Consider the following 26,078-nt stretch of genomic DNA (forward strand, 5'->3'; position numbering starts at 1 on the left):
TTTCGGGAATCTGTCGCAGCCTTTCACCCATGGTGGGCTCCAGGCCATGGATCTTGTCGATGAGCAGCCGCTCCAGACTCTCCAGATGCGGTGCGCACTGTTCGGCACGGCGCTCCAGTTGCAGGGTCTCGGCCTGCGGGTCGGCAGGCTGTGCACTGGCGAGCCCGGTGTACAGCAAGGCCACCGCCAGAACCGGCAATTGCATGGATGCTTTGATGAGTGGCATGGGACGCTCCGTTGCTGGGGGAAGCGGAGCGTCTTCGACGAACCGCTCCCGGCATTAGAGCGTCGGGGCACAGCTCGAAAAAGAAGGAATGGATGCACGCCTGGGACGGTTTACCAAGGCGGGTGGCGTTGCCTCAGATCGAGATGAGACCGCCGGACTTCACCTCGTTGAGCACGAAGAACGTGCGCACTTGGCGCACCCCAGGCAGGGCGATGATCTGCGTATTGTGCAGATGGTTGAAGGCCGGCAGGTCACGCACGCGGATCTTCAGGAAGTAGTCCACATCCCCCGCCACCAGCCAGCATTCCAGCACCTGCTGCAGGTTGCGCGCGGCCGCTTCGAACGCGGCGAAGCTCTCGGGGGTGGAGCGATCCAGCACCACGCCGATGAGCACCACGGTGCCCTGCTGCAGCACGTTCGGATCGACGTGGGCATGCACCCCCTTGATCACGCCCGCATCGAACAGCCGTTTGGTGTGGTTCCAGCACGCGGTGGTGCTCAGCCCGACTTTCTTCGCCAGTTCCGCGTTGCTGATTCGGCCGTTGGCTTGCAGTGCGCGCAGGATCTTGCGTTCGTGGGTGTTGACCTCGATGGGCTTGGCGGGCTCTTTCATCGCGTTTCCTCGGTCTGGTGTGTAGCCCGCTTGCCGTCAGGTTTGTGCGGCTGACGGGATGATTGCCTGTTTTACGAAGCCATGACGGGACAGCCTTCAGTTGGGGGTTGAAGCTTGGAAGGTTGTTCCTGTTCACGGGTAAGAATAGGTATGAAATTCAATCGTGCGCTGAGTATCGTTCTGGAGCAGGTTTCATGCGCACAGACCCGACGAGAGGGAGCAGGCCATGCTGGCGATTTCCAGATTCGCAAGGTGGGTGAAGGCGCCATCGCAGGACGTAGCGGTGGTGGTGGTGTCCAGCGCAGCGTTGCCAGAAATTCTGAGCATCGGGTTGCACGCTGCGCTTGAGGGCTGGAACGAAGTTGCCCATCTGCACGTGCAGGACATGGACGGCCTGCAGGCCAACTGGCTGACAGCAGGCGATGGGCAGCGCACGCTTGCCGCCGAGTCGGCGTGCGAGGCCAGCGCCCTGTTGCGAGCGGTCTCCAAGCGTTGCTACCTGCTGGACCTCGAGAGCGACGGGCAGGTGCGCCTGGCATGGCTAGGCTCAGTGTGTGGCCATGAGCTGCGCTGCCTGCAGCTCGATCCCGCGCTCAATCGCCAGGGCTCGCCCGTGACACAGGTCGAGCAGGTCGTCGATGTCGCGCGGATGCTGGTCAAGCGAATTCTCGAGGAACGCTTCCTGGCGGTCTGAAACCGTCCCCCTCCAACAAGTACACCGAGGTGCAAGTGCTGTCATGAGCATCCATCAAGCTGCAGGATCGTTGCGCGAGCCGTCCGCCGAGGACGACACCGACACCCAGGGCCTGGATGAGTGGCGCGACGCGTTACTGTCGCTGCTCGAACACGAAGGCGCGCCGCGCACGCGGGCTCTGCTCGACAGGCTTGCGGCGCTGGCGCGGCATCATGCCGTGGGCTGGCAGCCAGGGCATGGCACGCCCTATATCAACAGCATCGGCGTCGAGCAGCAGCCGGCCTTTCCGGGCGATCTGGCGACCGAGGAACGTCTGGCCTCGATCATGCGCTGGAACGCGCTGGCCATGGTGGTGCGCGCCAACCAGGCCTACGGCGAGCTGGGCGGTCATATTGCAAGCTACGCCAGTGCTGCCGACTTGTTCGAGGTCGGCTTCAACCACTTCTTCCGTGGCGGCGATACGCCGGGCACGGGCGACCTGGTGTTCTTCCAGCCGCACTCGGCGCCGGGGGTCTACGCCCGGGCCTTCCTTGAGGGCCGCTTGCAGGTTGAGCAGCTGGAGCACTATCGACAGGAAATCACTGCACGGCGCCGCGATGTGCAGGGCCTTTCGAGTTATCCACATCCCTGGCTGATGCCTGATTTCTGGCAGTTTCCGACCGGCTCCATGGGCATCGGGCCGATCAGTTCGATCTACCAGGCGCGCTTCATGCGCTACCTGGAACACCGCGGCCTGCGTCAGGGCGCTGGGCGGCGCGTGTGGGGGGTATTCGGCGACGGCGAGATGGATGAACCGGAAAGCATGTCGGCGCTCACTCTTGCGGCGCGCGAGCGCCTGGACAACCTGGTGTGGGTGGTCAACTGCAACCTGCAGCGCCTGGACGGCCCGGTACGTGGCAGCGGGCGCATCATCGATGAACTGGAGGCACTGTTCAGCGGTGCTGGCTGGCGGGTGATCAAGCTGGTCTGGGGATCGGATTGGGATGGCCTGTTCGCCCGCGATGCAAGCGGCGAGCTGGAGCGCACGCTGTCGGCCACCGTCGATGGGCAGTTTCAGACCTTCGCCGCCAAGGATGGGCGCTACAACCGCGAGCATTTCTTCGGCCAGAGCGAGGCGCTGGCCCGGATGGCCCAGGGCATGAGCGACGAGCAGATCGACCGCCTCAAGCGCGGTGGTCACGACATGGTGAAGATCCATGCCGCCTACCATGCCGCCCAGCAAGGCGATGGTCGCCCGACCGTGGTACTGGCGCAGACCAAGAAAGGCTACGGCATGGGGGAGGCGGGGCAGGGCAAGATGACCACGCACCAGCAGAAGAAGCTCGACCGCGAGGCGCTCATGGCCTTCCGCGATCGCTTCAACCTGCCATTGAGCGATGAGCAGACCGAGTCCCTGGCCTTCTACAAGCCCGCCGACGACAGCCACGAGATACGCTACCTGCATGCACGTCGCCAGGCACTGGGCGGTTACCTGCCGTCGCGACCACGCCAGGCCGAGGGGCTGCCGGTGCCAGCGCTGGCCAGCTACGCGGCGTTCGCCACCCAGGCCGATGGCAAGGAAATGTCCACCACCATGGCCTTCGTGCGCATGCTCGGCGGGCTGCTCAAGGACCGCCAGCTCGGGCCGCGGGTAGTGCCTATCGTCGCCGACGAGGCGCGTACCTTCGGCATGGCCAACCTGTTCAAGCAGATCGGTATCTATTCCAGCGTCGGCCAGCGCTACGAGCCCGAAGACATCGGTTCGATCCTCTGCTACCGCGAGGCGCTGGACGGGCAGATCCTTGAAGAAGGCATCAGCGAGGCGGGGGCGATCAGCTCGTGGGTGGCGGCGGCCACCAGTTATTCCGCCCATGGCCTGCCGATGCTGCCGTTCTACATCTACTACTCGATGTTCGGCTTCCAGCGCATCGGCGACCTGATCTGGGCTGCCGCCGACCAGCGCGCCCGTGGTTTCCTGCTGGGCGCTACCGCTGGGCGTACCACCCTGGGTGGCGAAGGGCTGCAGCACCAGGACGGCCACAGCCTGCTGATCGCCTCGACCGTGCCCAACTGCCGTGCCTACGATCCGGCGTTTGCCGGTGAGTTCGCGGTGATCCTCGACCACGGCATGCGGCGCATGCTCGAAGCGCAGGAAGACGCGTTCTACTACGTGACCCTGATGAACGAAAGTTATCCACAGCCCAGCCTGCCGGACGGGGTCGAAGGCGACATCATCCGGGGGCTCTATCGACTGGAGCAACACATGCCGGAGGGGGCTAGTGGCAAGGTACGGTTGCTGGGCTCAGGCACCATCCTGCGCGAGGTGCAGGCGGCGGCACGCCTGTTGGCGCAGGACTGGGGCGTGGCCTGCGAAGTGTTCAGCGCCACCAGTTTCAGCGAGCTGGCGCGCGAGGCACGGGAGGTGGAGCGCTGGAACCGGCTGCATCCGCAGGAACCGGCGCGGGCCAGTCACTTGGTGCAGTGCCTGCCCAAGGGCGCGCCGGTGATCGCCGCGACCGATTATGTCTGCGCCTGGCCGCACCTGGTTGCGCCGTATGTGCAGGATCGTTTCGTTGCCTTGGGCACCGATGGCTTCGGGCGCAGCGACAGTCGTGAGCAACTGCGCGGCTTCTTCGAGGTCGACAGCCGCCAGATCGTGCTGGCGGCGCTTTCGAGCCTGGCCGATGAAGGTGTGTTGCAACGCCAGCGGTGTGCCGATGCCATCGCGCGCTATGGCATCGAGCCTGAGGCGCCAGTGCCTTGGGCGTGTTGATCACCGACTGCGCTGTTCTCTTCGCGGGCTTGATGGCGAAAAGAACAGCGCAATCTCCCCTCTACAACACGATTCGTGTCGTCGAAAGCACCTGGCGCAAGCCCATGAACGATCGGATCTGGCGTACTCCTGGCAGGTACAGCAACTGTTCGGCGTGCAGGCGGTTGAAGCTTTGGCTGTCGCGTGTGCGCAGCAACATGAAGTAGTCGAACTCCCCCGTCACCACATGGCACTCCATGCACCCGGAGACCTTCTGCGCGGCCGCTTCGAACGCGGCGAAGGATTCCGGGGTGGAGCGGTCGAGCACCACGCCGATCAGCACCACCATCCCAGCATCGAGACGTTCGCTGTCCAGTAGGGCGACGATGCCCTTGATCAACCCCGCCTGCTTCAAGCGTTCGACCCGTCGCAGACAGGCCGGGGCGCTGAGCTTGACCTTGTCGGCCAAGGCCACGTTGGCGATCGAGGCGTCCTGCTGCAGGGCTCGCAGGATCGCGCGGTCGATACGGTCTAGCTGTGGCGGGCCGGAGAGTGACGGCCTTTTTTGCTCGCGCTCATTTGTTGCTTTCAATGTTTGAGCCTCACAACAAAGTGATGTGAAATCATTGTTCAATAAAACAATAGCTCGAAATTCATGGAAAACTTGCAACCCGTTTTCTGGCCAACCTCCCTAGCATTGACGCTATCGGAGCCCGCGATCCGCGCGTTTCGCAATTGGGAGCACAGCCATGAATCTGAGTCGCTACACGCGTTATCCGCTGACCTTCGGACCCTCCCCAATCACCCCGCTCAAGCGCTTGAGTGCCCACTTGGGAGGCAAGGTCGAGCTCTATGCCAAGCGCGAGGACTGCAACAGCGGCCTGGCTTTTGGTGGCAACAAGACACGCAAGCTCGAATACCTGATCCCTGAAGCGCTGGCACAAGGCTGTGACACCTTGGTGTCGATCGGCGGCATTCAGTCGAACCAGACACGTCAGGTCGCCGCAGTGGCAGCGCACCTGGGCATGAAGTGCGTGCTGGTGCAGGAAAACTGGGTGAACTACTCCGACGCTGTGTATGACCGCGTCGGTAATATCGAGATGTCGCGCATCATGGGCGCCGATGTTCGGCTCGACAGCGCGGGCTTCGACATCGGTATCCGCCCCAGTTGGGAGCAGGCAATGGCGGATGTTCGCGCCAAGGGCGGCAAGCCGTTCCCGATTCCGGCAGGGTGCTCCGAGCATCCCTACGGCGGGCTGGGCTTTGTCGGCTTTGCCGAAGAGGTGCGCCAGCAGGAGGCGGAGCTGGGCTTCAAGTTCGACTACATCGTGGTCTGTTCGGTCACCGGCAGCACCCAGGCGGGCATGGTGGTCGGTTTTGCCGCCGATGGCCGCTCGCAGCGGGTGATCGGCATCGACGCGTCAGCCAAGCCGGAGCAGACCAAGGCACAGATCCTGCGCATCGCTCGTCACACCGCCGAGCTGGTAGACCTGGGGCGCGAGATCACCGAGGACGATGTGGTGCTCGATACCCGCTATGCCCATCCCGAATACGGGCTGCCGAACGAGGGCACGCTGGAGGCGATCCGCCTGTGTGGCCGATTGGAGGGTGTTCTGACTGACCCTGTGTACGAGGGCAAGTCGATGGCGGGGATGATCGGTAGGGTGCGCGATGGGGAGTTCCCCGAAGGTTCGCGGGTACTGTATGCGCACCTAGGCGGCGTGCCGGCGCTCAACGCCTACAGCTTCCTGTTCCGCAACGGCTGATCGGTGACGCTGCCGTGCTCTTTGCGCTGGGTCGGCAAGGGTACCGCAGGTCGGGAGGGCTTGCGTTGGAGGCGAATATGAATATGATTGAGCGCTCACTCAGTTAAGTGTCCACATCGCCATGGCCCGTCCCCGCAGTCACGACAAGCGCAACGCCATCCTCGCCGCCGCCAGCCAGGCGCTCGCCGAGGATGGCCTGAGTGCCACTACCGCGCGCATTGCGCGGCTGGCGGGTGTGGCCGAGGGGACAGTGTTCACCTACTTCGAAAACAAGGACGTGCTGCTCAACGCCTTGTACCTGGAGCTCAAGGCCGGTCTGCGCCTGGCCATGATGGCTGACTTTCCCCGTAACGCGACGGCCGAGGCCGCTATTCGACATGCCTGGAACGGTTACGTCGACTGGGGTATCGGTAGCCCTGCGGCACGCGAGGCTCTGCGCCAGTTGAGTGTCAGCGGACGCATCGATGCCGAGCACCGTGCCGCAGGCAGCGAGGGTTTCGATGAGGTGGGGGCACTGCTGCGCGAGCGCACCGCTTCCAGCGGGTTGCCGGCAGAGCAGGCGCAGGCGTTCTATGGCGCGATGTTCGTGTCCATGGCCGAGACAGCCATGGAGTTCATCAAGCAGTCACCCGATCAGGCCGAGGCTTATCGTACGGCTGGATTCAATGCCCTGTGGGCGGCCCTTGGGGGACGCTGACAGGTTTTTTTATACCTTTTAAATGAGTGATTAATCACTCATATGCATCGGCGAAGGAGTCGAATCATGTCCAAAGTCTGGCTTGTAACCGGTGCGGCCCGTGGCCTGGGTCGCTCCATCAGTGAAGCAGTACTGCGCAACGGCGATGTTCTGGTCGCTGGCGCCCGTGACCCACGGCGCCTGGACGACCTGGTGGCGCAGTACGGCGAGCAGCAGGTGCGGGTCTTCGCCCTGGACGTCACCGACGAGCAGGCCGCGCAGGAGGCGGTGCAACTTGCGCTCGATGCCTTTGGCCGCCTCGATGTGCTGGTCAACAATGCGGGTTATGGCCATACCGCGCCGTTCGAGCAGATGGCTGCGGATGACTTTCGTGCGCAGGTCGAGACCAACCTGTTCGGTGTCGTCAACCTGACGCGTGCAGTTCTGCCGGTGATGCGCAAGCAGCGTAGCGGCCATATCTTCCAGGTGTCTTCGGTGGGGGGGCGCACCTCGACGCCCGGCCTTTCGGCCTACCAGGCGGCCAAGTGGGCGGTGGGTGGTTTCAGCGATGTGGTGGCCAAGGAAGTCACGCCGCTGGGCATCCAGGTCTGCACCCTCGAGCCCGGTGGCATGCGCACCGACTGGGCGAGCGAGGCCAAACGTCCGCTCGAGGGCATGCTGGAAGACTACGATGTGACCGTCGGCCATGTGCTGCGCCTGCTGGCGGGCTACGGTGGCAACGAAGTGAGTGACCCGCAGAAGATCGCCGAACTGATCGTGCAGTTGTCGCGCCGCGACGACCTGCCGTTGCGCCTGCTGCTCGGTGGCGATGCGTTGTACGTGTATGGGCTCGACGAGCGCGCGCGTGCCGAAGAGCTGGAGCAGTGGCGCGAGACAACGCTCTCGACGCATTTCCCCGATGCCCAGTTGCCCGCCGGCATGGACGGCTTGAAACGGCGCAGGTGATCCCGCGGCGACAGCCTCTAGATGCCTTTGATGAACTGGTAGCTTTCATCGAGGGCGGCGGTCGAGTGACGCCCCTTGCCCCAGCCGAGGGCTTCTCGGTAACCGCCGAGCAGGCCCTGTGCGGTCAATTGCTGTTCGTCCACTGCGGCCTGTTCATCGGCCAGTGGCGAGACGAACAGCGCATCTTCCGGGCAGTAGACCTCGCACATGAAGCAGGTCTGGCACTCGGATTGCCGCGCGATCAGCGGTGCCTGGCCGGGCACCGCTTCGAACACGTCGGTCGGGCATACCAGCACGCAGATGTTGCAGCCGGTGCAGCGGTCGGCACTGATCAGTTCGATCATGCGGCTTTCTCTGGCAGCAGGCTGTGGTCGGCGGGGCCGAGTGTTTCGCGTGCGGTCCAGACCTCGTCGAGGCCGCCGCTGATGAGACGGTGACGCTGCTCGGGGTCGAGCCGGGGATGATCGTCGCGCCGGTGCATGCCCCGGCTTTCGGTGCGGGCCAGGGCGCTGCGGTACATCCAGCGTGAGGTGGCGAGCAGGGCGGCCGCCTCACGGGCGCGCAGCAGGTGTTCGGGGCTGGCGGGCGCGGCCTGGCGCAGTTGCTGCCACAGCGGGTCGAGGCGGCCAAGCGAAGCGTCGAGTCGCTCGCCCTGGCGGAACCAGTTGCGTTCGTACGGGAAGACTTCGGCCTGGACGGCGCGGATCGTCGCTTCCGGGTCGAAGGCATGCTTGCCTTGCCCTCGCAGCCCGACCGTACCGGACTGTAGCAGGCGGCGCATGGCGCTGCCGCGCTGGTCGCGGGCGAATTCGGCGGCCCCGGCCCCGGCCCATAGCCCGGAGGACAGCGCCCAGGCGGCGTTACGGCTGCCGCCGCCGGTGAAGGCGCCGCAGATGAGTTCGCGGGTTGCAGCATCGCCAGCGGCATACAGCCCGGGTACCGAGGTGGCGCACTGGTCGTTGCAGATACGCAGGCCACCGGTGCCGCGCACGGTGCCTTCCAGGCGCAAGGTCACCGGGAAGCGATCGCTGAACGGATCGAGCCCCATGCGTTGGAAGGGCAGGAAGAAGTTCGGTTGCGCCGAGCGCATCCATTGGCGGGTAGAGGCATCGGCGCGGTCGATGCAGGCGAACACCGGCTCGTTCATCAAGGTCTTGGCGATCACACCGCGACCACGCGCCGAGCCTGCCCCTTCGATCTCATGGCCATCGGCATGGTAGAACGTGGCCCAGGAGTACAGCGCCGACTTGGTCACCGAGGCGAAGGCTGGCCCCAGGCCATAGGCATTGGAGAACTCCATCCCGGAAAACTCCGCGCCTGCTTCGGCAGCCATCAGGTGGCCGTCGCCCGTCAGCACATTGCAGCCCAGCGCTTTGCTGAGAAAAGCCACGCCACCGGTGGCCAGCACTACTGCCCCGGCACGCACGCTCCAGCGCTGCTGCTTCTGCCGGCTGATGCCGGTGGCGCCGCTGACCTGGCCGTGCTCATCGACCAGCAGTTCCAGCGCCGGGCTGTGATCGAGAATGCGCCCACCCGCCTGTTTGACCCGCTTGCGCATCAGGCGCATGTACTCGGGGCCCTGCAGCGACACCCACCGCTGGCGGCCCTGTTCGTCCACCGGGAACGGATAGCCCCATTCGGCGAGCAACTCCAGATTGCGCCAGGTCTGCTCCAGGACGCGATCCATCCACCGCGGCTCGGCCAGCTCGCCGCCCATGGCATAGCGGCTCGCTTTGGCGACCTTGCGGGCTTCGGCCTCCGGCGCCACACACCACACGGCAGTGCCGGAGGGCGCAGTAGCCCCGGAGGCGCCGCAATAGCCTTTGTCGACCAGAATGACCTTGGCGCCCTTTGCGGCAGCGCCGATCGCCGCCCACGCGCCGGCCGGGCCGCCACCGATCACCAGCACATCGGCGCTGTACTCGCGTTCAGTTCCTGAAGTGTCTTCTTTCGCAATACTCATGGTGGCTGTCCTGCCGCATCTGGATTAACAAACAACATATATTCCAATTGGTTATTAAAATATATTTGTTTGTTTGTTTTGGTTCTTTAAGGCTAAGATTCCCCACCCAGATACACAATTGCTTTTTGCAAAAGAGGTCATGCACCAAATGCATTACGAGCTGAGGAATCTCCGGCATTTCGTTGCCTTGATGAATCACCGGAGTTTTTCCCTCGCGGCACAGGCCGTGAGCCTCTCGCAGCCGGCCTTCAGCCGCAGCATCCAGGCCCTGGAGCATCAGGCCGGCTGCAAGCTGCTAGAGCGCGAGCAAAAGGGATTGCCGCCCACAGCACAGGGGCAACTGCTGCTGTCGTATGCACTGGACATCCTCGGCAAGGCGCAAGAGCTCGGTGAGAAGATCAGCCGCCTCAACAGCGCTGATCGCGACATGCTGTACTTCGGCTGCGCTCCGGCACCGGCTGCCGGCCTGGTGCCGCGCACGCTGGCGCGCTTCATCGCCTTGCAACCGCAGGTCAACGCGCACTTCGTCGTCGATACCCGTGAAAACCTCAACAGGCGCTTGATGGCCGAAGAAATCGAGTTTTTCATCGCCAGTTCGCAAAGCTTCGAGCTCGACCCCAACTACCGCATCCGTCGTTTGCAGCCGCGCAGCTGGTGCTTTTTCTGCCGTCACGACCATCCACTGGCAACCCAGGAAGGTGTTACCCGCGAGCAACTGCTCGTCTTTCCGACGGTGTGCTCCTTCGGTGTGCGCAGCCTCGTGCTGCAGTACTCGGGGCGTCGTGATTACCTGCCGGCGGTGGAGTGCGAGAACGGGCGGCCGTTGCTGGATATCGTCCTGCAGTCCGATGCCATCGGCTGTGCATCACAGCTGCAATTGAGCCTGGCGGCAGAGGAGGGGGCTAGATTGCATCAGCTCAAGCCGGTGGACATTTCACCCGACCTTGAAGCCCTGCAGATTCGTGACGGCGTGGTGAGCCTGCGCCGTCATGTGCTGTCGCCCCAGGCCGAGGCGTTCATCGAGTTGTTGCAGGCGATGGACCAGGCGCCAGGTGGGGATGCGAGCGTTGCCTGAACGGGCCGTGTTGCACTTAGCGCCCGTGCCACAACGTGTGGTCCAAGGCAAAGCGTCCGCCGCCCCGGATGGCCATGTACAACGCCAGGCTGCCGAGGATCACCGGATATTCGATGCCCCGGTCCACCCACGGCCAGGTCGGACCGAGGGCGTAGCTGATCCCGACCATCTCCGCGGCCATGGCCAGGGCAACGGGCCGGGTCAGCACGCCGACGACGAGCATCAGCGCGCCGACGGTTTCCAGCAGCATCACCAGAAACGCCAGTTCGGCAGCGAACGGCAGGCCCATCACGTTGCCGATGAGGTGGGTCGAGCTGGCCATCGGATCGGCCATCGAGCCATGTGAGTCACCCAGCAGCTTGGGCAGCCCGTGGGTGAACATGACGATGCCCAGTACACCGCGCAGCAGGGCGTAGAACACCGGCTCCAGCCGTGCCTGAAGATTGCGGGCGGATGGCAGGGTGTCGCGGGGAATGCTGGTCATGTGCGGGCCCTCGCAGTGTTGCTTGCGTCAATGGTCGACAGTGGAGCGGTTGATTCAATGATGGTGGTTGATGCCGGCGGGATAAAGCGGGGGGATTGGACTTGTCAATTCCAGCTGCATTAACAGTAGCCGTGATGTTCGCCTAGCGGCCCTCGCCCATCGAGGCTTCCAATAGCCAATAAAAAACCGCGCAAAGGCGCGGTTTTTTATTGGCTGGGAGTGAGACGGCGTACCGAATGCTCCTGCAGCGCGATCAGACGTTGAAGCGGAAGTGCATCACATCACCGTCCTTGACGATGTAGTCCTTGCCTTCCAGGCGCCACTTGCCGGCTTCCTTGGCGCCGCTTTCACCCTTGAACTGGATGAAGTCGTCATAGGCGACCACTTCGGCGCGGATGAAGCCCTTCTCGAAGTCGGTGTGGATGACACCGGCCGCTTGCGGGGCGGTGGCGCCAACGCGGACGGTCCAGGCGCGGACTTCCTGCACACCGGCGGTGAAGTAGGTCTGCAGGTTGAGCAGCTCGTAGCCGGCGCGAATCACGCGGTTCAGGCCGGGTTCTTCAAGGCCGAGGGCCTCGAGGAACATGTCCTTCTCCTCACCGTCTTCCAGCTCGGCGATCTCCGCTTCGATCTTGTTGCACACCGGCACCACGACCGCGCCTTCTTCCTCGGCGATGGCTTTCACCACGTCCAGGTGCGGGTTGTTGTCGAAGCCGTCCTCGGCAACGTTGGCGATGTACATGACCGGCTTGCTGGTCAGCAGGTGGAAGCCACGGATCGCGGCCTTTTCATCGTCAGCCATGTGCTTCATCAGGCTGCGCGCAGGCTTGCCTTCGGTGAAGTGCGGGATCAGCTTTTCCAGCAAGGCCTTCTGTGCCAGGGCCTCCTTGTCGCCGCCCTTGGCGTTGCGAGCGACCTTCTGCAGTTGCTTTTCGCAGCTGTCGAGGTCGGCGAAGATCAGTTCGAGGTCGATGATCTCGATGTCGCGCTTGGGGTCGACGCTGTTGGAGACGTGGATCACGTTCTCGTCTTCGAAGCAGCGCACCACGTGGGCGATGGCGTCGGTCTCGCGGATGTTGGCGAGGAACTTGTTGCCCAGGCCTTCACCCTTGGAGGCGCCGGCGACCAGGCCCGCGATGTCGACGAATTCCATGGTGGTCGGCAGGATGCGGTTCGGCTTGACGATCTCGGCCAGCGCCGCCAGGCGTGCGTCGGGCATTGGCACGATGCCGCTGTTCGGCTCGATGGTGCAGAAGGGGAAGTTCTCCGCCGCGATACCGGATTTGGTCAGGGCGTTGAACAGGGTGGACTTGCCGACGTTGGGCAGGCCGACGATGCCGCAATTGAAACCCATGGGAATTCCCCTTTCTAGAAAGTCAGGCCTTCTGGCTGTGCAGTTCGCGCATGGCCTTGGCGAAGTCGCCTGCCAGTACGTCCGGCAGCACGCCGAGGGCAAAATCGATGCTGGCGTCGAGCTTCTCCTGCTCGGCGCGCGGCGCGCTGCCCAGGACGAAGTTGGAGACCAGTTTGGCGTCGCCCGGGTGGCCAATGCCAAGCCGCAGGCGGTGGAAGTCGTTCTGGTTACCGAGCTGCGCGATGATGTCGCGCAGGCCGTTATGCCCGCCATGCCCGCCGCCACGCTTGAGCTTGGCGACGCCGGGAGGCAGGTCGAGTTCGTCATGTGCCACCAGGATCGCTTCCGGCTTGATACGGAAGAAATTGGCCAATGCCGCCACGGACTGGCCGCTGCGGTTCATGTAGGTGGTGGGAATCAGCAGGCGAACATCGTTGCCCTGATGGCTGAACTTAGCCGTCAGGCCAAAATACTTTTTGTCAGCGGACAGCGAAACGCGCTGGGCGCTGGCAATGCGTTCAACGAAAAGAGCCCCTGCGTTATGCCGGGTCTGTTCGTATTCGGGGCCGGGGTTACCCAGGCCGACGATCAACTGGATGGCGGTCACGTCAGGGGCTCTTTCCTTGGAGTTGGTGGGTTACGGTGCGCGCGGCACTGTAACCCGATCAACGCCGGCGTGCGAGTGGATTACTCGGCAGCGCCTTCTTCAGCAGCTTCAGCGGACACGCGTGGAGCGTGAACGTTGGCAACGGCTTTGTCATCACCGTGGGCCAGAGCGACGAACTCTACGCCTTTCGGAGCTTTCAGGTCCGACAGGTGGATGATGGTGCCGATTTCGGCCTTGGACAGGTCGACTTCGATGAACTCAGGCAGGTCCTTGGCTTCGCAGGAAACTTCGATCTCGGATTCTACGTGGGAGATCTCGCCGCCTTTCTTGACCGGGGCTTCTTCACCAACGAAGTGAACCGGAACCTTGGCGGTCAGCTTCTGGCCAGCAACGACGCGAACGAAGTCGGCGTGCATGATGAAGCCTTTGGCCGGGTGGCGCTGCAGAGCCTTGACGATGACGTTCTGCTTCTTGCCGTCGACGTTCAGTTCCAGAACGTGGCTGAAGGCAGCTTCGTTTTCGAACAGCTTGGTGATTTCCTTGGCCAGGATGGTCAGGGACTCGGCGTCCTTGTTACCACCGTAGACAACGGCAGGGATGTTCAGCGAGTGACGCAGGCGGCGGCTCGCACCTTTCCCCAGGTCAGTACGCGCTTGGGCGTTCAGGGTGAAATCAGTCATTTTGTTTCTCCAAAATAGCCCCCCGAGGGCGTTTGCGACCAGCGCCGGACGGGGATGGCAAAAAAGCCCCGCCCCGACATCGATGCCGGGGCGGGGCGCTTCTCGTCAGCGTGCGTTCCGCTTAGCGGAACATCGCGCTGATCGATTCTTCGTTGCTGATGCGGCGGACCGCTTCAGCGACTACCGGTGCGATATCCAGTTGGCGGATACGGTCACAGGCTTGAGCAGCGGCGGACAGCGGGATGGTGTTGGTCACCACCAGCTCGTCGAGCACCGACTTCTCGATGTTCTCGATCGCACGACCCGACAGAACCGGGTGGGTGCAATAGGCGTAGACCTTGGCAGCGCCGTGGTCTTTCAGGGCCTTGGCCGCGTGGCACAGGGTGCCGGCGGTGTCGACCATGTCGTCTACCAGGATGCAGGTGCGCCCTTCGACGTCGCCGATGATATGCATCACCTCGGAGTGGTTCGCTTTCTCGCGGCGTTTGTCGATGATACCCAGGTCGACACCCAGCGACTTGGCGACGGCGCGTGCACGCACCACACCACCGATGTCGGGGGAGACGATCATGAGATTATCGAAACGCTGGTCTTCGATATCGTCGACCAGTACGGGCGAACCGTAGATGTTGTCGACAGGAATATCGAAGAAACCCTGGATCTGGTCAGCGTGCAGGTCGACGGTGAGAACACGGTCGATACCCACGACAGTGAGCATGTCAGCGACGACTTTGGCGCTGATGGCTACACGTGCCGAACGCGGACGGCGGTCCTGGCGGGCGTATCCGAAGTAAGGAATCACGGCGGTGATTCGGGAAGCTGAGGAGCGGCGGAAGGCGTCGGCCATCACTACCAGTTCCATCAGATTATCGTTGGTCGGAGCGCAGGTCGGCTGAATGATAAAGACGTCTTTACCGCGGACGTTTTCATTAATCTCAGTGCTGATTTCGCCGTCGGAGAATTTACCGACAGAAACATCACCCAGTGGGATATGCAGCTGACGTACGACACGCCGAGCCAGATCGGGGTTGGCATTCCCCGTGAAGACCATCATCTTGGACACGCGCAGTACCTGAAGGCTGAGGGTAACCTGGATGAGTATAAGGAAAATGGCAGGGGCGGCTGGATTCGAACCAACGCATGGCAGGATCAAAACCTGCTGCCTTACCGCTTGGCGACGCCCCTGTATCTGTTGCTGCGAACGCTTATGCGCTCGACTTCTTGATCAGACTTTGCAGCTTGCGATGCAACATCGAAACATTGCTTCCTTTTGCCACAAACCCTGCTTGGGTCTCTGAAAGAAGGGCCAGAACTCTATCAGCTTCGGCTTTGCTTGGGAAGGCCCCAAACACGCAACTTCCAGTGCCGGTCATTCGAGCTTCCGTAAATTTACCCAGCGAATTCAGCGCATTGCGAACTTCTGGATAACGTTGCTCTACCACCGGTTGGCAGTCATTTCGACTGTTTCCCTCGGGAACGGGGCGCATCTTAAGGGGGAGGGAATCACGTGTCAACTCTGGATGCGAAAAAATTTCCGCTGTGCTGACAGACACTTGCGGCACCAGCACGACATACCAGGGTTCTTCCGGATCGACCGGGGTCAGTTGTTCGCCCACGCCTTGGGCGAAGGCGGCATGACCACGTACGAACACCGGCACATCGGCCCCCAGTGTCAGCCCCAGCGCAGCCAGGCGGTCGACCGGCCAGTCGAGCTGCCACAGATGATCCAGGGCGAGCAGGGTAGTGGCCGCATCGGAACTGCCGCCACCGATACCGCCGCCCATGGGCAGGACCTTGTCGAGCCAGATGTCGACACCCAGCGGTGTGCCGGACTGTTCCTGCAGCTTGCGCGCTGCGCGCACGATCAGGTTGCTGTCGTGGGGGACATCGGCGATCTCGGTGTTCAGGCGGATCAGGCCATCGTCACGCAGCTCGAAGCTCAGCTGGTCGGCGTGGTCGAGGAACTGAAACACGGTTTCCAGCTCGTGATAGCCGTCGGCGCGTCGGCCGGTAATGTGCAGCCACAGGTTGAGCTTGGCCGGCGCGGGCAGGGTGAGCCTTTGCATCGGATCAGTGTCCCAGCTGGCGGGGTTGCCAGTCCTTGACCACCAGGGTGACGTCGAGGTTTTCGCCGTGCAGCTTCAGGCGCTCGGGCAGCCAGTAGCCGTTCTGTTCGATGTAGCTCAGGTATTCGACTTCCCAGCCGTCCTGGGTGAGGCGGGCCAGGCGGCTGTCGCCATCGAGGGTCAGTTGGCTCTTGCTGTCCGGGGCCGGAAGGCCGCGCACCCACCAGACCAGGTGCGATACCGGCAGGCGCCAACCGAGCTGCTCTTCGAGCAGGGCTTCGGGGTTCGCTGCCTCGTAACGGCCCTGATTGGCCACTTCCAGCACCACGCCGCCGGGGCGGCCGGTCAGGCGTGCGGCGCCGCGACCCAGGGGCCCAGCCAGGCGAATGTCGTAGTAGTCCTGGCGCTGCAGCCAGAACAGCGTGCCGCTGCCCGAGTCACGCGGGGCGCGGATGCCGACCTTGCCGTTGATCTGCCAGCCGTCGAGGGTGCTCAGCTGTTGCTTGTGCTCGCGCCACTGTTGCGGGCTGCCCTTGCCCTGGACGGCTTCACGGGTGCCGAAACCGGCGCAGCCGGTGAGCAGGGCGATCAGGGCGAAGGTGATGAGATGACGCAAACGCATGATTTAAAGGTTCTCGGATCCGGTCAGGCGCAGGACGGTCTTGCGCAGGATAGGGCTGTCGGGTTGTTCAGCGAAGGCCTTGGCCCAGACCTGGCGCGCTTCGCGGCGCTTGCCGTTGGCCCACAGCACCTCGCCCAGGTGGGCGGCGACTTCATGGTCGGGGAAGCGCTCCAGCGCCTGGCGCAACAGGCGCTCGGCCTCGTCCAGGTTGCCCAGGCGATAATTGACCCAGCCCAGGCTGTCGAGCACTGCTGGGTCGTCCGGGGTGAGCTGGTGGGCTTTGTCGATCAGTGCTTTTGCTTCGCCATAGCGTGTGGTGCGGTCGGCCAGGGTGTAGCCCAGGGCGTTGAGGGCCATCGCGTTTTCCGGTTCGCGGGCGATGATGGCGCGCAGGTCTTTTTCCATCTGCGGCAGGTCGTCGCGCTTTTCAGCCAGCATGGCGCGGGTGTAGAGCAGGTTGAGATCGTCGGGGTAGCGCTTGATGGCCTGCTGCAGTACCTGGTCGGCCTGGGCTTCCTTGCCATTGTTGCCCAGGGTTTCGGCCTCGATGAGGTAGAGCTGGATCGCATAGTCGGGCTGTGCTTCGCGGGCTTCGGCCAGGTGGCGCGAGGCCTCGGCGCTGCGGCCGTTGGCGATCAGGATATCGGCTTGGCGCAATTGCGCGGCCAGGTAGTCCGGGCCTGGGCCGACCAGCGCGTATTCGCGCAGGGCCGCTGCCGGGAGGCCGCGTTCTTCGCGAATGCGCCCGAGGTTCAGGTGCGCGGCGTCGACGTTGCTGTCGCGCTCGACCATCTCCTGCAGGTAGCCTTCGGCCTCGTCCCAGTTCTTGTTCTCCATGCTCACTAGCGCCAGCGAATAACGCAGCTCGTCGTCATCCGGGTACTGTTGCAGCAGGCTCTCGAACTCGGCCTTGGCGTCGGTGATGCGGTCCTGTTCGACCAGCGTACGGGCATACGTGAGGCGCAGGCGCTTGTCGTCCGGATTGTCGCGAATCGCCCCGCGCAGCAGTGGCAGGGCTTCGCCGCCACGGTCCAGGGCCTGGAGCAGGCGCGCGCGCAGCAGGATCGGCGCGATTTCGCCATTGCGTGGCGGATGGCTTTCGAGCAGTTCGAGTGCCTGTTCGGTCTTGCCGTCCTGGTTGAGCAGCAGGGCCTTGCCGAAGACCAGTTGGCTGTTGTCCGGGTACTTGACCAGCAGGCGGTCGAAGCTTTGCATCAGCCCGTCGCGGGTGCTCTGGTCGGTTTCGGCGGCAGACAGGGCGAGGAAGTCGAAGTGGGTATCGCCCTGGCCCTGGAGCACTTTCTCCATGTAGGCCATGGCGTCGTCGTAGCGGCCGGAGCGGGCCAGCTGGATCGCCGCGGCGCGCTGGGCGTCGAGGTTCTGCGGGTCGTTGCGGGCCCAGATCAGCGCGGTGTCGAGGGCCGGTTCATCGGCCCCGAGATACTCGGCGATGCGGTAGGCACGCTCGGAGACGGCCGGGTCCTGGGTTTTCTGTGCCTGGTCGACATAGTTGGCCAGGGCAATGTCGAAGCGGTTGCGCTGGCCGGCAAGTTCAGCCACCAGCAGGCTGTAGAGCGTGTCCTGTTTGAACGATCCATACACCACAGGGGTTTTCGCCTCGGGCTTGTCGGCTTCGGCAACAGCTTGCTGATCCTCGCTCTTGTGCGGGATCAGGCTCTGGCAGCCCTGGAGCAGGGCGAAGGCAAGCAGCAATGCGTAGGGTCTGTTCATAGAGGCTTTGGTGGACTAACCGGCGGTCGGAGCATGATGACACAAGCGCGGGGGCAAACCCACCCGCGAAGTGTGTGACCGCGCTGAGCGCGTGATGTTCGGGGGCAGGCCGACTGTCACACGTGTTTGCGGCAGATGCCTGGCTGGGTTCGGGCCATGCCTGCAGGCCTCACGATAGCTCAGGCTCATCACGACAATAGCGAACGGTGGTTGTCCTGAATCCTGCGAAGTAGGACAATTATCGGCTTCCCGTCCCAACCAGCGACCTTGCATGGCCTTTCTCGCCCTCGGTATCAACCACAAGACTGCCTCGGTAGACGTACGCGAGCGCGTGGCGTTTACGCCCGAGCAGCTGGTCGATGCCCTGCAGCAGCTCTGCCGACTGACCGCCAGCCGCGAGGCGGCGATCCTGTCGACCTGCAACCGCAGTGAGCTCTATATAGAGCAGGACCAGCTCAGCGCCGACGCCGTGCTGCAATGGCTGGCCGCCTACCACCGCCTGAGCCTCGACGAGCTGCGTGCCAGTGCCTACGTTCACGAAGAGCACGATGCGGTCAAACACATGATGCGTGTCGCCTCCGGGCTCGACTCGCTGGTGCTGGGCGAGCCCCAGATCCTCGGCCAGATGAAATCGGCCTACGCCGTGGCCCGTGAGGCCGGCACCATCGGCCCGTTGCTCGGGCGTCTGTTCCAGGCCACCTTCAGTGCCGCCAAGCAGGTGCGCACTGACACCGCCATCGGTGAGAACCCGGTCTCGGTCGCCTTCGCCGCCGTCAGCCTGGCCAAGCAGATCTTCGCCGACCTGGGCCGCAGCCAGGCCCTGCTGATCGGTGCCGGCGAAACCATCACCCTGGTCGCCCGCCACTTGCATGAGCAGGGAGTCAAGCGGATCGTCGTCGCCAACCGCACGCTCGAGCGCGCCAGCATCCTCGCCGAGCAGTTCGGTGCCCATGCCGTGCTGTTGGCGGACATCCCGCAGGAACTGGCCAACAGTGACATCGTCATCAGTTCCACTGCCAGCCAGTTGCCGATTCTCGGCAAGGGCGCGGTCGAGAGCGCGCTGAAGCAGCGCCGGCACAAGCCGATCTTCATGGTCGACATCGCTGTGCCGCGGGACATCGAGCCGCAGGTGGGCGAGCTGGACGACGTCTATCTTTATACGGTCGACGACCTGCACGAAGTCGTCGCCGAAAACCTCAAGAGCCGCCAGGGTGCAGCCCAGGCCGCCGAAGAGCTGGTCAATCTCGGTGCCGATGACTTCATGGCGCGCCTGCGCGAGCTGGCTGCGGTAGACGTGCTCAAAGCCTACCGCCAGCAGAGCGAGCGGTTGCGCGATGAGGAACTGCAAAAAGCCCAGCGCCTGCTGGCCAACGGCGGTAACCCCGAAGAAGTACTCGCCCAGCTGGCCCGCGGCCTGACCAACAAGCTGTTGCACGCGCCCAGCGTGCAACTTAAAAAGCTCTCTGCCGAAGGCCGCGTCGATGCGCTGGCCATGGCCCAGGAACTCTTTGCCCTCCACGAGGGCTCGACGGACAAACCCACGCAATGAAAGCGTCGCTGCTGAAAAAACTGGACATCCTCCAGGACCGCTTCGAAGAACTCACCGCCCTGCTGGGTGATGCCGAAGTCATTTCCGACCAGACCCGTTTCCGCGCCTATTCCCGTGAATATGCCGAAGTCGAGCCGGTGTTCGTCGCCTATAAGGAGTGGTGCAAGGTCCAGGAGGATCTGGAGGGCGCCCAGGCGCTGCTCAAGGACAGCGATCCGGACCTGCGCGAGATGGCCGTGGAGGAAGTGCGCGAAGCCAAGGAGCAACTCGTCGTCCTGGAGTCGCAGCTTCAGCGCATGCTGCTGCCCAAGGACCCCAACGACGGGCGCAACGTGTTTCTCGAGATCCGTGCCGGTACCGGCGGCGACGAGGCAGCGATCTTTTCCGGCGATCTGTTCCGCATGTACTCGCGCTACGCCGAGAAACGTGGCTGGCGCCTGGAGATTCTCTCCGAGAACGAGGGTGAACACGGCGGCTACAAGGAAATCATCGCCCGCGTCGAGGGCGACAGCGTATACGGCAAGCTCAAGTTCGAGTCCGGGGCGCACCGGGTGCAGCGCGTGCCGGAAACCGAATCGCAGGGCCGCATCCACACCTCCGCCTGCACGGTGGCGGTGCTGGCCGAGCCTGACGAGCAGGCCGCGATCGAGATCAATCCGGCCGACCTGCGCGTCGACACCTATCGCGCCTCGGGTGCGGGTGGTCAGCACGTGAACAAGACCGATTCGGCGATCCGCATCACCCACTTGCCGACCGGCATCGTCGTCGAGTGCCAGGAAGAACGTTCCCAGCACAAGAACCGCGCCCGCGCCATGTCGTGGCTGTCGGCCAAACTCAACGACATGCAGACCAGCGCCGCGCAGAATGCGATTGCCAGCGAGCGCAAGCTGTTGGTGGGCTCGGGCGACCGCTCCGAGCGCATCCGCACCTATAACTACCCGCAGGGTCGGGTCACCGACCATCGCATCAACCTGACGCTCTACTCCCTCGACGATGTGCTCGCCGGTGGTGTCGATGCGGTGATCGAACCTTTGCTGGCCGAATACCAGGCCGATCAACTGGCCGCCCTGGGGGACTGATGACCATCATCGCCAGCCTGCTGCGCAATGCGCAATTGCCCGATTCGCCCACCGAGCGCCTGGACGCCGAGTTGTTGCTGTCCGCTGCCTTGGGCAAGTCGCGCAGCTACCTGCACACCTGGCCCGAGCGTATCGTCAGCAGCGAGGCGGCGCAGGCCTTTGCGGCCTTTCTCGAACGCCGTCGCGCAGGTGAGCCGGTGGCGTACATTCTCGGTCAGCAGGGCTTCTGGAAGCTCGACCTTGAAGTCGCGCCGCACACGCTGATCCCTCGACCAGACACCGAGTTGCTGGTGGAAACCGCGCTCGAACGGGTGCCTGCCAAACCTGCCCGGGTGCTTGACCTTGGCACCGGCAGCGGCGCCATCGCCCTGGCCCTGGCGAGCGAGTGCCCGGCCTGGCAGGTGACGGCAGTCGATCGCATCGACGAGGCCGTGGCCCTGGCCGAGCGCAACCGCGCGCGCCTGCACCTGATGAATGTTCAGGTGCGCAGTAGCCACTGGTTCGACGCCCTGGCCGACGAGCGTTTCGACCTGATCCTCAGCAACCCGCCCTACATTGCCGCCGAAGATCCGCACTTGAGCGAGGGCGATGTGCGTTTCGAGCCCAGCAGTGCGCTGGTGGCCGGCCCAGATGGCCTTGACGATCTGCGTCTGATCATCGCCCAGGCGCCGCAGCACCTGTTGCCCGGCGGCTGGTTGTTGCTCGAGCATGGCTACGACCAGGCTGGCGCAGTGCGTGACCTGTTGGCTGGTAGCGGTTTCATCGAGGTGGACAGCCGCCGCGACCTGGGTGGGCATGAGCGTATTTCCCTTGGGCGCCTGCCATGCTGAGTGACCAGGAACTGTTGCGCTACAGCCGGCAGATCCTGCTGTCGCAGGTGGATATCGACGGCCAGTTGCGGCTCAAGCAGAGCAAGGCCCTGGTGGTCGGGCTCGGTGGCCTGGGTTCGCCCGTCGCGCTCTACCTGGCGGCTGCTGGCGTGGGCGAGTTGCACCTGGCCGACTTCGACACGGTCGACCTGACCAACCTGCAACGCCAGGTCCTCCATGACAGCGACAGCGTCGGCATGACCAAGGTCGACTCGGCGTTGCAGCGTCTGCAAGCGATCAATCCGGAGGTCACCCTGGTCGCCCATCGCCATGCCCTGGACGACGACTCGTTGGCTGCGGCGGTGGCGGCGGTGGACCTGGTGCTGGACTGCTCCGACAACTTCGCCACTCGCGAGTCGGTCAACGCCGCATGCGTGGCTGCTGGCAAGCCATTGGTGAGCGGCGCGGCCATTCGCCTGGAGGGGCAGTTGTCGGTGTTCGACCCTCGGCGCGACTACAGCCCTTGCTATCACTGCCTCTATGGCCATGGCAGCGAGGCCGAGCTGACCTGCAGCGAAGCCGGCGTGATCGGTCCGCTGGTGGGGCTGGTGGGCAGCTTGCAGGCCTTGGAAGCCCTGAAGCTGCTGGCCGGGTTCGGCGAGCCCCTGGTGGGCCGCTTGTTGCTGATCGATGCCCTCGGCACGCGCATGCGCGAGCTGCGGGTCAAGCGAGACCCGGCCTGCACGGTGTGCGGCGATCGCCATGGCTGATCGCTCGGCGCCGGTGGGCGTGATGGATTCGGGCGTCGGTGGCTTGTCGGTGCTTGCCGAGATTCGGCGCTTGCTGCCCCACGAGTCGCTGCTCTACGTCGCCGATTGCGGCCACGTACCCTATGGCGAGAAATCCCCCGACTACATCCGTGAGCGCTGCCGGCGCATCGCCGAGTTCTTCCACGCACGCGGTGCCAAGGCCATGGTCCTGGCGTGCAATACCGCGACCGTGGCGGCTGTGGCCGACTTGCGGGAGCGCTATCCCGATTGGCCGTTGGTGGGCATGGAGCCTGCGGTCAAGCCGGCCGCTGCGGCGACACGCTCCGGTGTTGTCGGCGTCCTGGCTACCACCGGCACCTTGCAGAGTGCAAAATTTGCCGCCTTGCTCGACCGCTTCGCCAACGATGTGCAGGTGGTCACCCAGCCATGCCCTGGCCTGGTCGAGCTGATCGAGGCCGGTGACCTGAACAGTCCACTGCTACGCCAGATGTTGCTCGGCTACGTGCAGCCGCTGCTGGCTGCCGGCTGCGACACGCTGATCCTCGGCTGCACGCATTATCCCTTCCTGCGCCCGCTGCTGGCCGACATGGTGCCGGCCGAGGTGGCGATCATCGATACCGGTGCTGCCGTGGCGCGTCAGTTGCAACGCCTGTTGCTGGCCCGCGACCTGCTGGCCGACGGGCCTGCGCGTGAGGCCGAATTCTGCAGCAGTGGCGACACGCAGCACTTGCACAAGATCCTCCCGCTTCTATGGGGCGCCTCGGTCGAACAGGTCAGTGCGTTCGACTTGTAAAAAAATGTGAAATTTCCCCTGGCAAAGCTGAACTATCGTCCCAGTGCTGATTTCTATCATTGAGCCTGACTTACAGGCAGACACTTGATAACAACACCAGGAAGAAGGACGGACTCATGAGGCATTTGCTTGGAGTGGCAGTGGTTGCCGCGTTGGCGTTGGGGCAGACGGTATCGGCGCAGGCGGCCGATGTCTCGTTGTCGGTGGGGCAGACCGGCGACAGCACCATGGTCTACCGACTGGGGCTGCAGTCGAACTGGGATGCCAGTTGGTGGCAGACCAGCGTAGGCCGTATTACTGGGTATTGGGACGGCGCCTACACGTTCTGGGATGGCGACGAGCGAGCAAGCAATCACAGCCTGTCGTTCGCGCCGGTGTTCGTTTACGAGTTCGCCGGGGACTCGGTCAAACCCTACATCGAGGCGGGGATCGGTGTGGCGGCATTCTCGCGGACCAAGCTGGAAAGCAATGACCTGGGCTCGTCGTTCCAGTTTGAGGACCGTATCGGATTCGGCCTGCGTTTTGCTGGTGGGCACGAGATCGGGGTTCGCGCGATCCATTATTCCAACGCCGGGATCAAGCAGCCCAATGATGGCGTCGAGAGCTATTCGCTGCATTATCGTATGGCGCTCTGACCCGAATCACCGGGGCGCTTGGCGCCCCGTGTTTACCTCAAGCTTCCCTGGGCAGTGGCCACAGCAAGGTCGGATCCATCACTTCGAGCACCAATTCGGCCTGGGGTTGTTCGAGCCTGCGCACCAACTCCTCTGCTGCGCTCTGCGCCGTCCAGGATTCAGGTATCGCCATGCTGCTGCTAACAGGCGCCTTGAGCGACTGCGGCGCGACCACCGTAAGCTGCACCGTCAGATCGTCGAGGACCTTGCGTTGCTCGCGGAACCACTGGGGCAGGTTGTTGTGCCCTGCCGGGTTCTGCGCTGGCGCAAACAGCTGCAGCGTCGAATAGCGGCTGAACAGTGCCATCACCTGTGGCCTGTCGCCTCTGGCCAACAAAGACAGTGCGTTGGCCAAGACATGCTCGCTGGCGCGCCGGTTGCTGCTGACGATGGCTTCCATTATCGCGTTGGCAGGTAGGCTGTCTGGCAGGTAGTCGCACGTGCCGGCATTGACGATCAAGACATCCAGTGCGCCCCAGTGCGACTGCAATTGCTCGGCCGCCGCCTGCGCCTCGGCCAGCTCGTGCACGTGCACGGGCAGGCGCAGCAAGCGTGCCTCGTGCAGCTCGGCCAACGTGTCGAGTTCCTGGCAATTCTTTCCGCTGGCGGCGACTCGATGACCCTCTTCGAGCAACCGTTCGACCAGGGCGAGGCCTACGCCATTGCTGGCCCCTGTCACCCAGAACCTGCGCGTACTGCTCAATACCGTGTCCTTCAGTTGGTGGAGGCGGGTAGCGCCTTGAATGCCGCCAGTGCCCTATGGCGACTGCTGTCCAGATCCACGATCGGGCTGATGTAGCTATTTGTATCAAATAGTCCGGAAGATTTCACAGGCAAATGAATGTGTTTGTCATCCAGATGGGTGAGTTCTGGTAACCAATGGCGGATAAAGCGTCCTTTTGGATCGAAACGCTGCGACTGGGTCACTGGGTTGAAGATCCGGAAATAGGGCACCGAATCGGTGCCGGTGGAGGCGCTCCACTGCCAGCCGCCGTTGTTCGCCGCCAGGTCGCCGTCGATCAGGTGTCGCATGAAATGCCGCTCGCCCTTGCGCCAGTCGATGAGCAGATTCTTGCTCAGGAACATGGCAACTACCATGCGCAGCCTGTTGTGCATCCAACCTGTATGCAGCAGTTGGCGCATGGCCGCGTCGATCAACGGGAAACCGGTGCGGCCTTGTTCCCACGCCTCCAGATCTTCGGGCGCATCACGCCAGGGCAGAGCCTCGGTAGGGGCGCGGAAGGGGCGGTGGCGCGAGACCTGTGGATAACCCACCAGGATGTGCTTGTAGAACTCGCGCCAGAGCAGCTCGTCGATCCAGGTCCGTACACCTTGGCTGCCGCTGTCGAATTCGCCACGGTTGCTCGACAGTGCGGCGTGCAGGCATTGGCGCGGCGAGATCACGCCGGCGGCAAGATAGGGCGAGAGTTGGCTGGTGCCGGGCCTGGCCGGCAGGTCACGCAGGGTCTGGTAGTCGTCGATGGTTTCGTCGACGAAGCGCGACAGCCTGCCCTGAGCCTCGTCTTCACCGGCAGGCCAGTGGTCGCGCAGTGTCTGCGCGGGCGTATCGAAGCCTTCGATGTGCCTGGGGATCGAGTCGCTGGCGATGTCCAGCGGGGCCTGCGGTTTCACGGGATGGGCAAGGGTTGGCAGGCTGCGATGCAGATGTTCCAGGCAAGCCTTGCGAAACTGGCCGAAGACCTGGAAGTAGTTGCCCGCCTTGGTCAGCAGGGTGCCGGGATGGAAGAACAGCTGGTCCAGGTGCGTGCGGGTAGCCACGCCGGAGCGCTCCAGCAAAGACTGGGTACGCTGGTCACGCTGGCTTTCGTTGACGCCGTACTCATCGTTCCAGTGCACCGTCTGCACCTTGTGCATGCGGCAAACCTCCAGCACGGTTTCGGGCACCTGTTGCCAGGTGTCGGTATGGCGGATCAGCAGCGGGATATTCAGGCGTTCGAGAGCCTGACGCAGGTCATGCAGGTTGCGTATCCAGAAGTCGACCTTGCTCGGCGCATCGTCGTGCGCCTGCCATTGCTCGGGGCTGGCGATCCACAGGGCAATGGTCGGCCCCTGTGCGGTGGCGGTGGAGAGGGCGGTGTTGTCGCTTATGCGCAGGTCGCTGCGCAGCCAGATCAATTGCATCTCAGGGT

26 protein-coding genes and 1 tRNA gene are annotated in these 26,078 nt (G+C 63.6%); 12 read left to right on the plus strand and 15 right to left on the minus strand.

Features of this window, described 5'->3' with window-relative positions; all coding sequences use genetic code 11:
- Positions 1-359 precede the first annotated feature (359 nt).
- Positions 360-839: an Lrp/AsnC family transcriptional regulator gene (locus tag ACMGGG_RS01920; protein ID WP_063542886.1), complete on the minus strand. Its 480-nt coding sequence runs from the start codon at positions 837-839 to the stop codon at positions 360-362.
- Between the two features lie 226 nt (positions 840-1,065).
- Here ACMGGG_RS01920 and ACMGGG_RS01925 point away from each other — a divergent pair, with 226 nt between their 5' ends.
- Both ACMGGG_RS01925 and mdeB read left to right on the plus strand, forming a co-directional pair.
- On the plus strand, positions 1,066-1,533 hold the full coding sequence (locus ACMGGG_RS01925) for a transketolase (RefSeq protein WP_414154776.1): 468 nt from the start codon (positions 1,066-1,068) through the stop codon (positions 1,531-1,533).
- A gap of 43 nt (positions 1,534-1,576) precedes the next feature.
- Entirely contained in the window at positions 1,577-4,285 is a 2,709-nt protein-coding gene (gene mdeB / locus ACMGGG_RS01930) for an alpha-ketoglutarate dehydrogenase (protein WP_414154777.1), read from the plus strand.
- A gap of 61 nt (positions 4,286-4,346) precedes the next feature.
- On the opposite strand, the gene ACMGGG_RS01935 is transcribed toward mdeB, so the two are convergent.
- Positions 4,347-4,856 carry an Lrp/AsnC family transcriptional regulator gene (locus tag ACMGGG_RS01935; RefSeq protein WP_414154778.1) on the minus strand — a complete coding sequence of 170 codons (510 nt, stop codon included), beginning with the start codon at positions 4,854-4,856 and terminating at the stop codon, positions 4,347-4,349.
- A gap of 157 nt (positions 4,857-5,013) precedes the next feature.
- On the opposite strand from ACMGGG_RS01935, the gene ACMGGG_RS01940 reads away from it, so the two are divergent.
- The 3 genes from ACMGGG_RS01940 to ACMGGG_RS01950 all read left to right on the plus strand — a co-directional run bounded on the left by ACMGGG_RS01940 (position 5,014) and on the right by ACMGGG_RS01950 (position 7,672).
- Positions 5,014-6,030, plus strand: a complete 1,017-nt coding sequence (locus ACMGGG_RS01940) for a 1-aminocyclopropane-1-carboxylate deaminase (RefSeq protein WP_414154779.1) — start codon at positions 5,014-5,016, stop codon at positions 6,028-6,030.
- A gap of 121 nt (positions 6,031-6,151) precedes the next feature.
- Positions 6,152-6,727, plus strand: a complete 576-nt coding sequence (locus ACMGGG_RS01945; RefSeq protein WP_054895485.1) for a TetR/AcrR family transcriptional regulator — start codon at positions 6,152-6,154, stop codon at positions 6,725-6,727.
- A 66-nt stretch (positions 6,728-6,793) separates the two neighbouring features.
- Complete coding sequence (locus ACMGGG_RS01950) at positions 6,794-7,672, plus strand: SDR family NAD(P)-dependent oxidoreductase (RefSeq protein ID WP_414154780.1); 879 nt, start codon at positions 6,794-6,796, stop codon at positions 7,670-7,672.
- Positions 7,673-7,689: 17 nt separating this feature from the next.
- Here ACMGGG_RS01950 and ACMGGG_RS01955 read toward each other — a convergent pair whose 3' ends face one another.
- Together ACMGGG_RS01955 and ACMGGG_RS01960 are read right to left on the minus strand one after the other, a co-directional pair.
- Positions 7,690-8,016, minus strand: coding sequence for a ferredoxin family protein (locus ACMGGG_RS01955; RefSeq protein ID WP_054895487.1), 327 nt, complete (start codon positions 8,014-8,016; stop codon positions 7,690-7,692).
- Positions 8,013-9,635, minus strand: coding sequence for an FAD-dependent oxidoreductase (locus ACMGGG_RS01960; RefSeq protein WP_414154781.1), 1,623 nt, complete (start codon positions 9,633-9,635; stop codon positions 8,013-8,015). Before ACMGGG_RS01960 ends, ACMGGG_RS01955 begins: the two co-directional genes overlap by 4 nt.
- 148 nt (positions 9,636-9,783) lie before the next feature.
- Between ACMGGG_RS01960 and ACMGGG_RS01965 the strand changes: the two genes are divergently transcribed.
- Positions 9,784-10,710 (plus strand): LysR family transcriptional regulator, encoded by a 927-nt coding sequence (locus ACMGGG_RS01965; protein ID WP_414155776.1) that lies wholly within the window; start codon positions 9,784-9,786, stop codon positions 10,708-10,710.
- Positions 10,711-10,726: 16 nt separating this feature from the next.
- Here ACMGGG_RS01965 and ACMGGG_RS01970 read toward each other — a convergent pair whose 3' ends face one another.
- The 9 genes from ACMGGG_RS01970 to ACMGGG_RS02010 all read right to left on the minus strand — a co-directional run bounded on the left by ACMGGG_RS01970 (position 10,727) and on the right by ACMGGG_RS02010 (position 18,254).
- Positions 10,727-11,194, minus strand: coding sequence for a DoxX family protein (locus ACMGGG_RS01970; protein ID WP_063542904.1), 468 nt, complete (start codon positions 11,192-11,194; stop codon positions 10,727-10,729).
- A 253-nt stretch (positions 11,195-11,447) separates the two neighbouring features.
- Complete coding sequence (gene ychF / locus ACMGGG_RS01975; protein ID WP_054894617.1) at positions 11,448-12,548, minus strand: redox-regulated ATPase YchF; 1,101 nt, start codon at positions 12,546-12,548, stop codon at positions 11,448-11,450.
- A gap of 22 nt (positions 12,549-12,570) precedes the next feature.
- On the minus strand, positions 12,571-13,155 hold the full coding sequence (gene pth, locus ACMGGG_RS01980; RefSeq protein WP_414154782.1) for an aminoacyl-tRNA hydrolase: 585 nt from the start codon (positions 13,153-13,155) through the stop codon (positions 12,571-12,573).
- 80 nt (positions 13,156-13,235) lie between these two features.
- A complete protein-coding gene (locus tag ACMGGG_RS01985) occupies positions 13,236-13,835 on the minus strand; it encodes a 50S ribosomal protein L25/general stress protein Ctc (RefSeq protein WP_054894615.1) in 600 nt (199 codons plus the stop codon).
- 121 nt (positions 13,836-13,956) lie between these two features.
- Positions 13,957-14,898 carry a ribose-phosphate pyrophosphokinase gene (locus ACMGGG_RS01990; RefSeq protein ID WP_029614333.1) on the minus strand — a complete coding sequence of 314 codons (942 nt, stop codon included), beginning with the start codon at positions 14,896-14,898 and terminating at the stop codon, positions 13,957-13,959.
- Positions 14,899-14,945: 47 nt separating this feature from the next.
- A tRNA-Gln gene (locus ACMGGG_RS01995) sits at positions 14,946-15,020 on the minus strand.
- A 20-nt stretch (positions 15,021-15,040) separates the two neighbouring features.
- Positions 15,041-15,901: a 4-(cytidine 5'-diphospho)-2-C-methyl-D-erythritol kinase gene (gene ispE / locus ACMGGG_RS02000; RefSeq protein ID WP_112897333.1), complete on the minus strand. Its 861-nt coding sequence runs from the start codon at positions 15,899-15,901 to the stop codon at positions 15,041-15,043.
- Positions 15,902-15,905: 4 nt separating this feature from the next.
- A complete protein-coding gene (lolB, locus tag ACMGGG_RS02005) occupies positions 15,906-16,523 on the minus strand; it encodes a lipoprotein insertase outer membrane protein LolB (protein WP_054894613.1) in 618 nt (205 codons plus the stop codon).
- 3 nt (positions 16,524-16,526) lie between these two features.
- Positions 16,527-18,254 (minus strand): tetratricopeptide repeat protein, encoded by a 1,728-nt coding sequence (locus ACMGGG_RS02010; protein WP_151926537.1) that lies wholly within the window; start codon positions 18,252-18,254, stop codon positions 16,527-16,529.
- Between the two features lie 271 nt (positions 18,255-18,525).
- On the opposite strand from ACMGGG_RS02010, the gene hemA reads away from it, so the two are divergent.
- From hemA to ACMGGG_RS02040, 6 genes are all read left to right on the plus strand, one after another.
- Positions 18,526-19,803 (plus strand): glutamyl-tRNA reductase, encoded by a 1,278-nt coding sequence (hemA, locus tag ACMGGG_RS02015; RefSeq protein ID WP_063542909.1) that lies wholly within the window; start codon positions 18,526-18,528, stop codon positions 19,801-19,803.
- Positions 19,800-20,882, plus strand: a complete 1,083-nt coding sequence (gene prfA, locus ACMGGG_RS02020; protein WP_054894610.1) for a peptide chain release factor 1 — start codon at positions 19,800-19,802, stop codon at positions 20,880-20,882. The genes hemA and prfA overlap by 4 nt, the downstream gene beginning before the upstream one ends.
- Positions 20,882-21,712 carry a peptide chain release factor N(5)-glutamine methyltransferase gene (prmC, locus tag ACMGGG_RS02025; RefSeq protein WP_151926539.1) on the plus strand — a complete coding sequence of 277 codons (831 nt, stop codon included), beginning with the start codon at positions 20,882-20,884 and terminating at the stop codon, positions 21,710-21,712. The genes prfA and prmC overlap by 1 nt, the downstream gene beginning before the upstream one ends.
- Positions 21,706-22,461, plus strand: a complete 756-nt coding sequence (locus tag ACMGGG_RS02030) for a molybdopterin-synthase adenylyltransferase MoeB (protein ID WP_054894608.1) — start codon at positions 21,706-21,708, stop codon at positions 22,459-22,461. The genes prmC and ACMGGG_RS02030 overlap by 7 nt, the downstream gene beginning before the upstream one ends.
- Entirely contained in the window at positions 22,454-23,254 is an 801-nt protein-coding gene (gene murI, locus ACMGGG_RS02035) for a glutamate racemase (protein ID WP_054894607.1), read from the plus strand. The genes ACMGGG_RS02030 and murI overlap by 8 nt, the downstream gene beginning before the upstream one ends.
- A 116-nt stretch (positions 23,255-23,370) precedes the next feature.
- Positions 23,371-23,889: an acyloxyacyl hydrolase gene (locus tag ACMGGG_RS02040; protein ID WP_054894606.1), complete on the plus strand. Its 519-nt coding sequence runs from the start codon at positions 23,371-23,373 to the stop codon at positions 23,887-23,889.
- A 37-nt stretch (positions 23,890-23,926) separates the two neighbouring features.
- Here ACMGGG_RS02040 and ACMGGG_RS02045 read toward each other — a convergent pair whose 3' ends face one another.
- On the minus strand, positions 23,927-24,631 hold the full coding sequence (locus ACMGGG_RS02045) for an SDR family NAD(P)-dependent oxidoreductase (protein WP_414154783.1): 705 nt from the start codon (positions 24,629-24,631) through the stop codon (positions 23,927-23,929).
- A gap of 11 nt (positions 24,632-24,642) precedes the next feature.
- On the minus strand, positions 24,643-26,070 hold the full coding sequence (gene phrB, locus ACMGGG_RS02050; protein WP_414154784.1) for a deoxyribodipyrimidine photo-lyase: 1,428 nt from the start codon (positions 26,068-26,070) through the stop codon (positions 24,643-24,645).
- Positions 26,071-26,078: the final 8 nt, after the last annotated feature.

Source organism: Pseudomonas sp. BNK-44-b (genome assembly GCF_047456245.1).
GTDB classification, from domain to species: Bacteria; Pseudomonadota; Gammaproteobacteria; order Pseudomonadales; family Pseudomonadaceae; genus Aquipseudomonas; species Aquipseudomonas machongensis.

Excerpts from the sequence above, each read along its gene's own strand:
- ACMGGG_RS01920 (WP_063542886.1), bottom strand. The coding sequence starts at position 839 with ATGAAAGAGCCCGCCAAGCCCATCGAGGTCAACACCCACGAACGCAAG.
- ACMGGG_RS01925 (WP_414154776.1), top strand. The coding sequence starts at position 1,066 with ATGCTGGCGATTTCCAGATTCGCAAGGTGGGTGAAGGCGCCATCGCAG.
- mdeB (WP_414154777.1), top strand. The coding sequence starts at position 1,577 with ATGAGCATCCATCAAGCTGCAGGATCGTTGCGCGAGCCGTCCGCCGAG.
- ACMGGG_RS01940 (WP_414154779.1), top strand. The coding sequence starts at position 5,014 with ATGAATCTGAGTCGCTACACGCGTTATCCGCTGACCTTCGGACCCTCC.
- ACMGGG_RS01945 (WP_054895485.1), top strand. The coding sequence starts at position 6,152 with ATGGCCCGTCCCCGCAGTCACGACAAGCGCAACGCCATCCTCGCCGCC.
- ACMGGG_RS01950 (WP_414154780.1), top strand. The coding sequence starts at position 6,794 with ATGTCCAAAGTCTGGCTTGTAACCGGTGCGGCCCGTGGCCTGGGTCGC.
- ACMGGG_RS01955 (WP_054895487.1), bottom strand. The coding sequence starts at position 8,016 with ATGATCGAACTGATCAGTGCCGACCGCTGCACCGGCTGCAACATCTGC.
- ACMGGG_RS01960 (WP_414154781.1), bottom strand. The coding sequence starts at position 9,635 with ATGAGTATTGCGAAAGAAGACACTTCAGGAACTGAACGCGAGTACAGC.
- ACMGGG_RS01965 (WP_414155776.1), top strand. The coding sequence starts at position 9,784 with ATGCATTACGAGCTGAGGAATCTCCGGCATTTCGTTGCCTTGATGAAT.
- ACMGGG_RS01970 (WP_063542904.1), bottom strand. The coding sequence starts at position 11,194 with ATGACCAGCATTCCCCGCGACACCCTGCCATCCGCCCGCAATCTTCAG.
- ychF (WP_054894617.1), bottom strand. The coding sequence starts at position 12,548 with ATGGGTTTCAATTGCGGCATCGTCGGCCTGCCCAACGTCGGCAAGTCC.
- ACMGGG_RS01985 (WP_054894615.1), bottom strand. The coding sequence starts at position 13,835 with ATGACTGATTTCACCCTGAACGCCCAAGCGCGTACTGACCTGGGGAAA.
- ispE (WP_112897333.1), bottom strand. The coding sequence starts at position 15,901 with ATGCAAAGGCTCACCCTGCCCGCGCCGGCCAAGCTCAACCTGTGGCTG.
- lolB (WP_054894613.1), bottom strand. The coding sequence starts at position 16,523 with ATGCGTTTGCGTCATCTCATCACCTTCGCCCTGATCGCCCTGCTCACC.
- ACMGGG_RS02010 (WP_151926537.1), bottom strand. The coding sequence starts at position 18,254 with ATGAACAGACCCTACGCATTGCTGCTTGCCTTCGCCCTGCTCCAGGGC.
- hemA (WP_063542909.1), top strand. The coding sequence starts at position 18,526 with ATGGCCTTTCTCGCCCTCGGTATCAACCACAAGACTGCCTCGGTAGAC.
- prfA (WP_054894610.1), top strand. The coding sequence starts at position 19,800 with ATGAAAGCGTCGCTGCTGAAAAAACTGGACATCCTCCAGGACCGCTTC.
- prmC (WP_151926539.1), top strand. The coding sequence starts at position 20,882 with ATGACCATCATCGCCAGCCTGCTGCGCAATGCGCAATTGCCCGATTCG.
- ACMGGG_RS02030 (WP_054894608.1), top strand. The coding sequence starts at position 21,706 with ATGCTGAGTGACCAGGAACTGTTGCGCTACAGCCGGCAGATCCTGCTG.
- murI (WP_054894607.1), top strand. The coding sequence starts at position 22,454 with ATGGCTGATCGCTCGGCGCCGGTGGGCGTGATGGATTCGGGCGTCGGT.
- ACMGGG_RS02040 (WP_054894606.1), top strand. The coding sequence starts at position 23,371 with ATGAGGCATTTGCTTGGAGTGGCAGTGGTTGCCGCGTTGGCGTTGGGG.
- phrB (WP_414154784.1), bottom strand. The coding sequence starts at position 26,070 with ATGCAATTGATCTGGCTGCGCAGCGACCTGCGCATAAGCGACAACACC.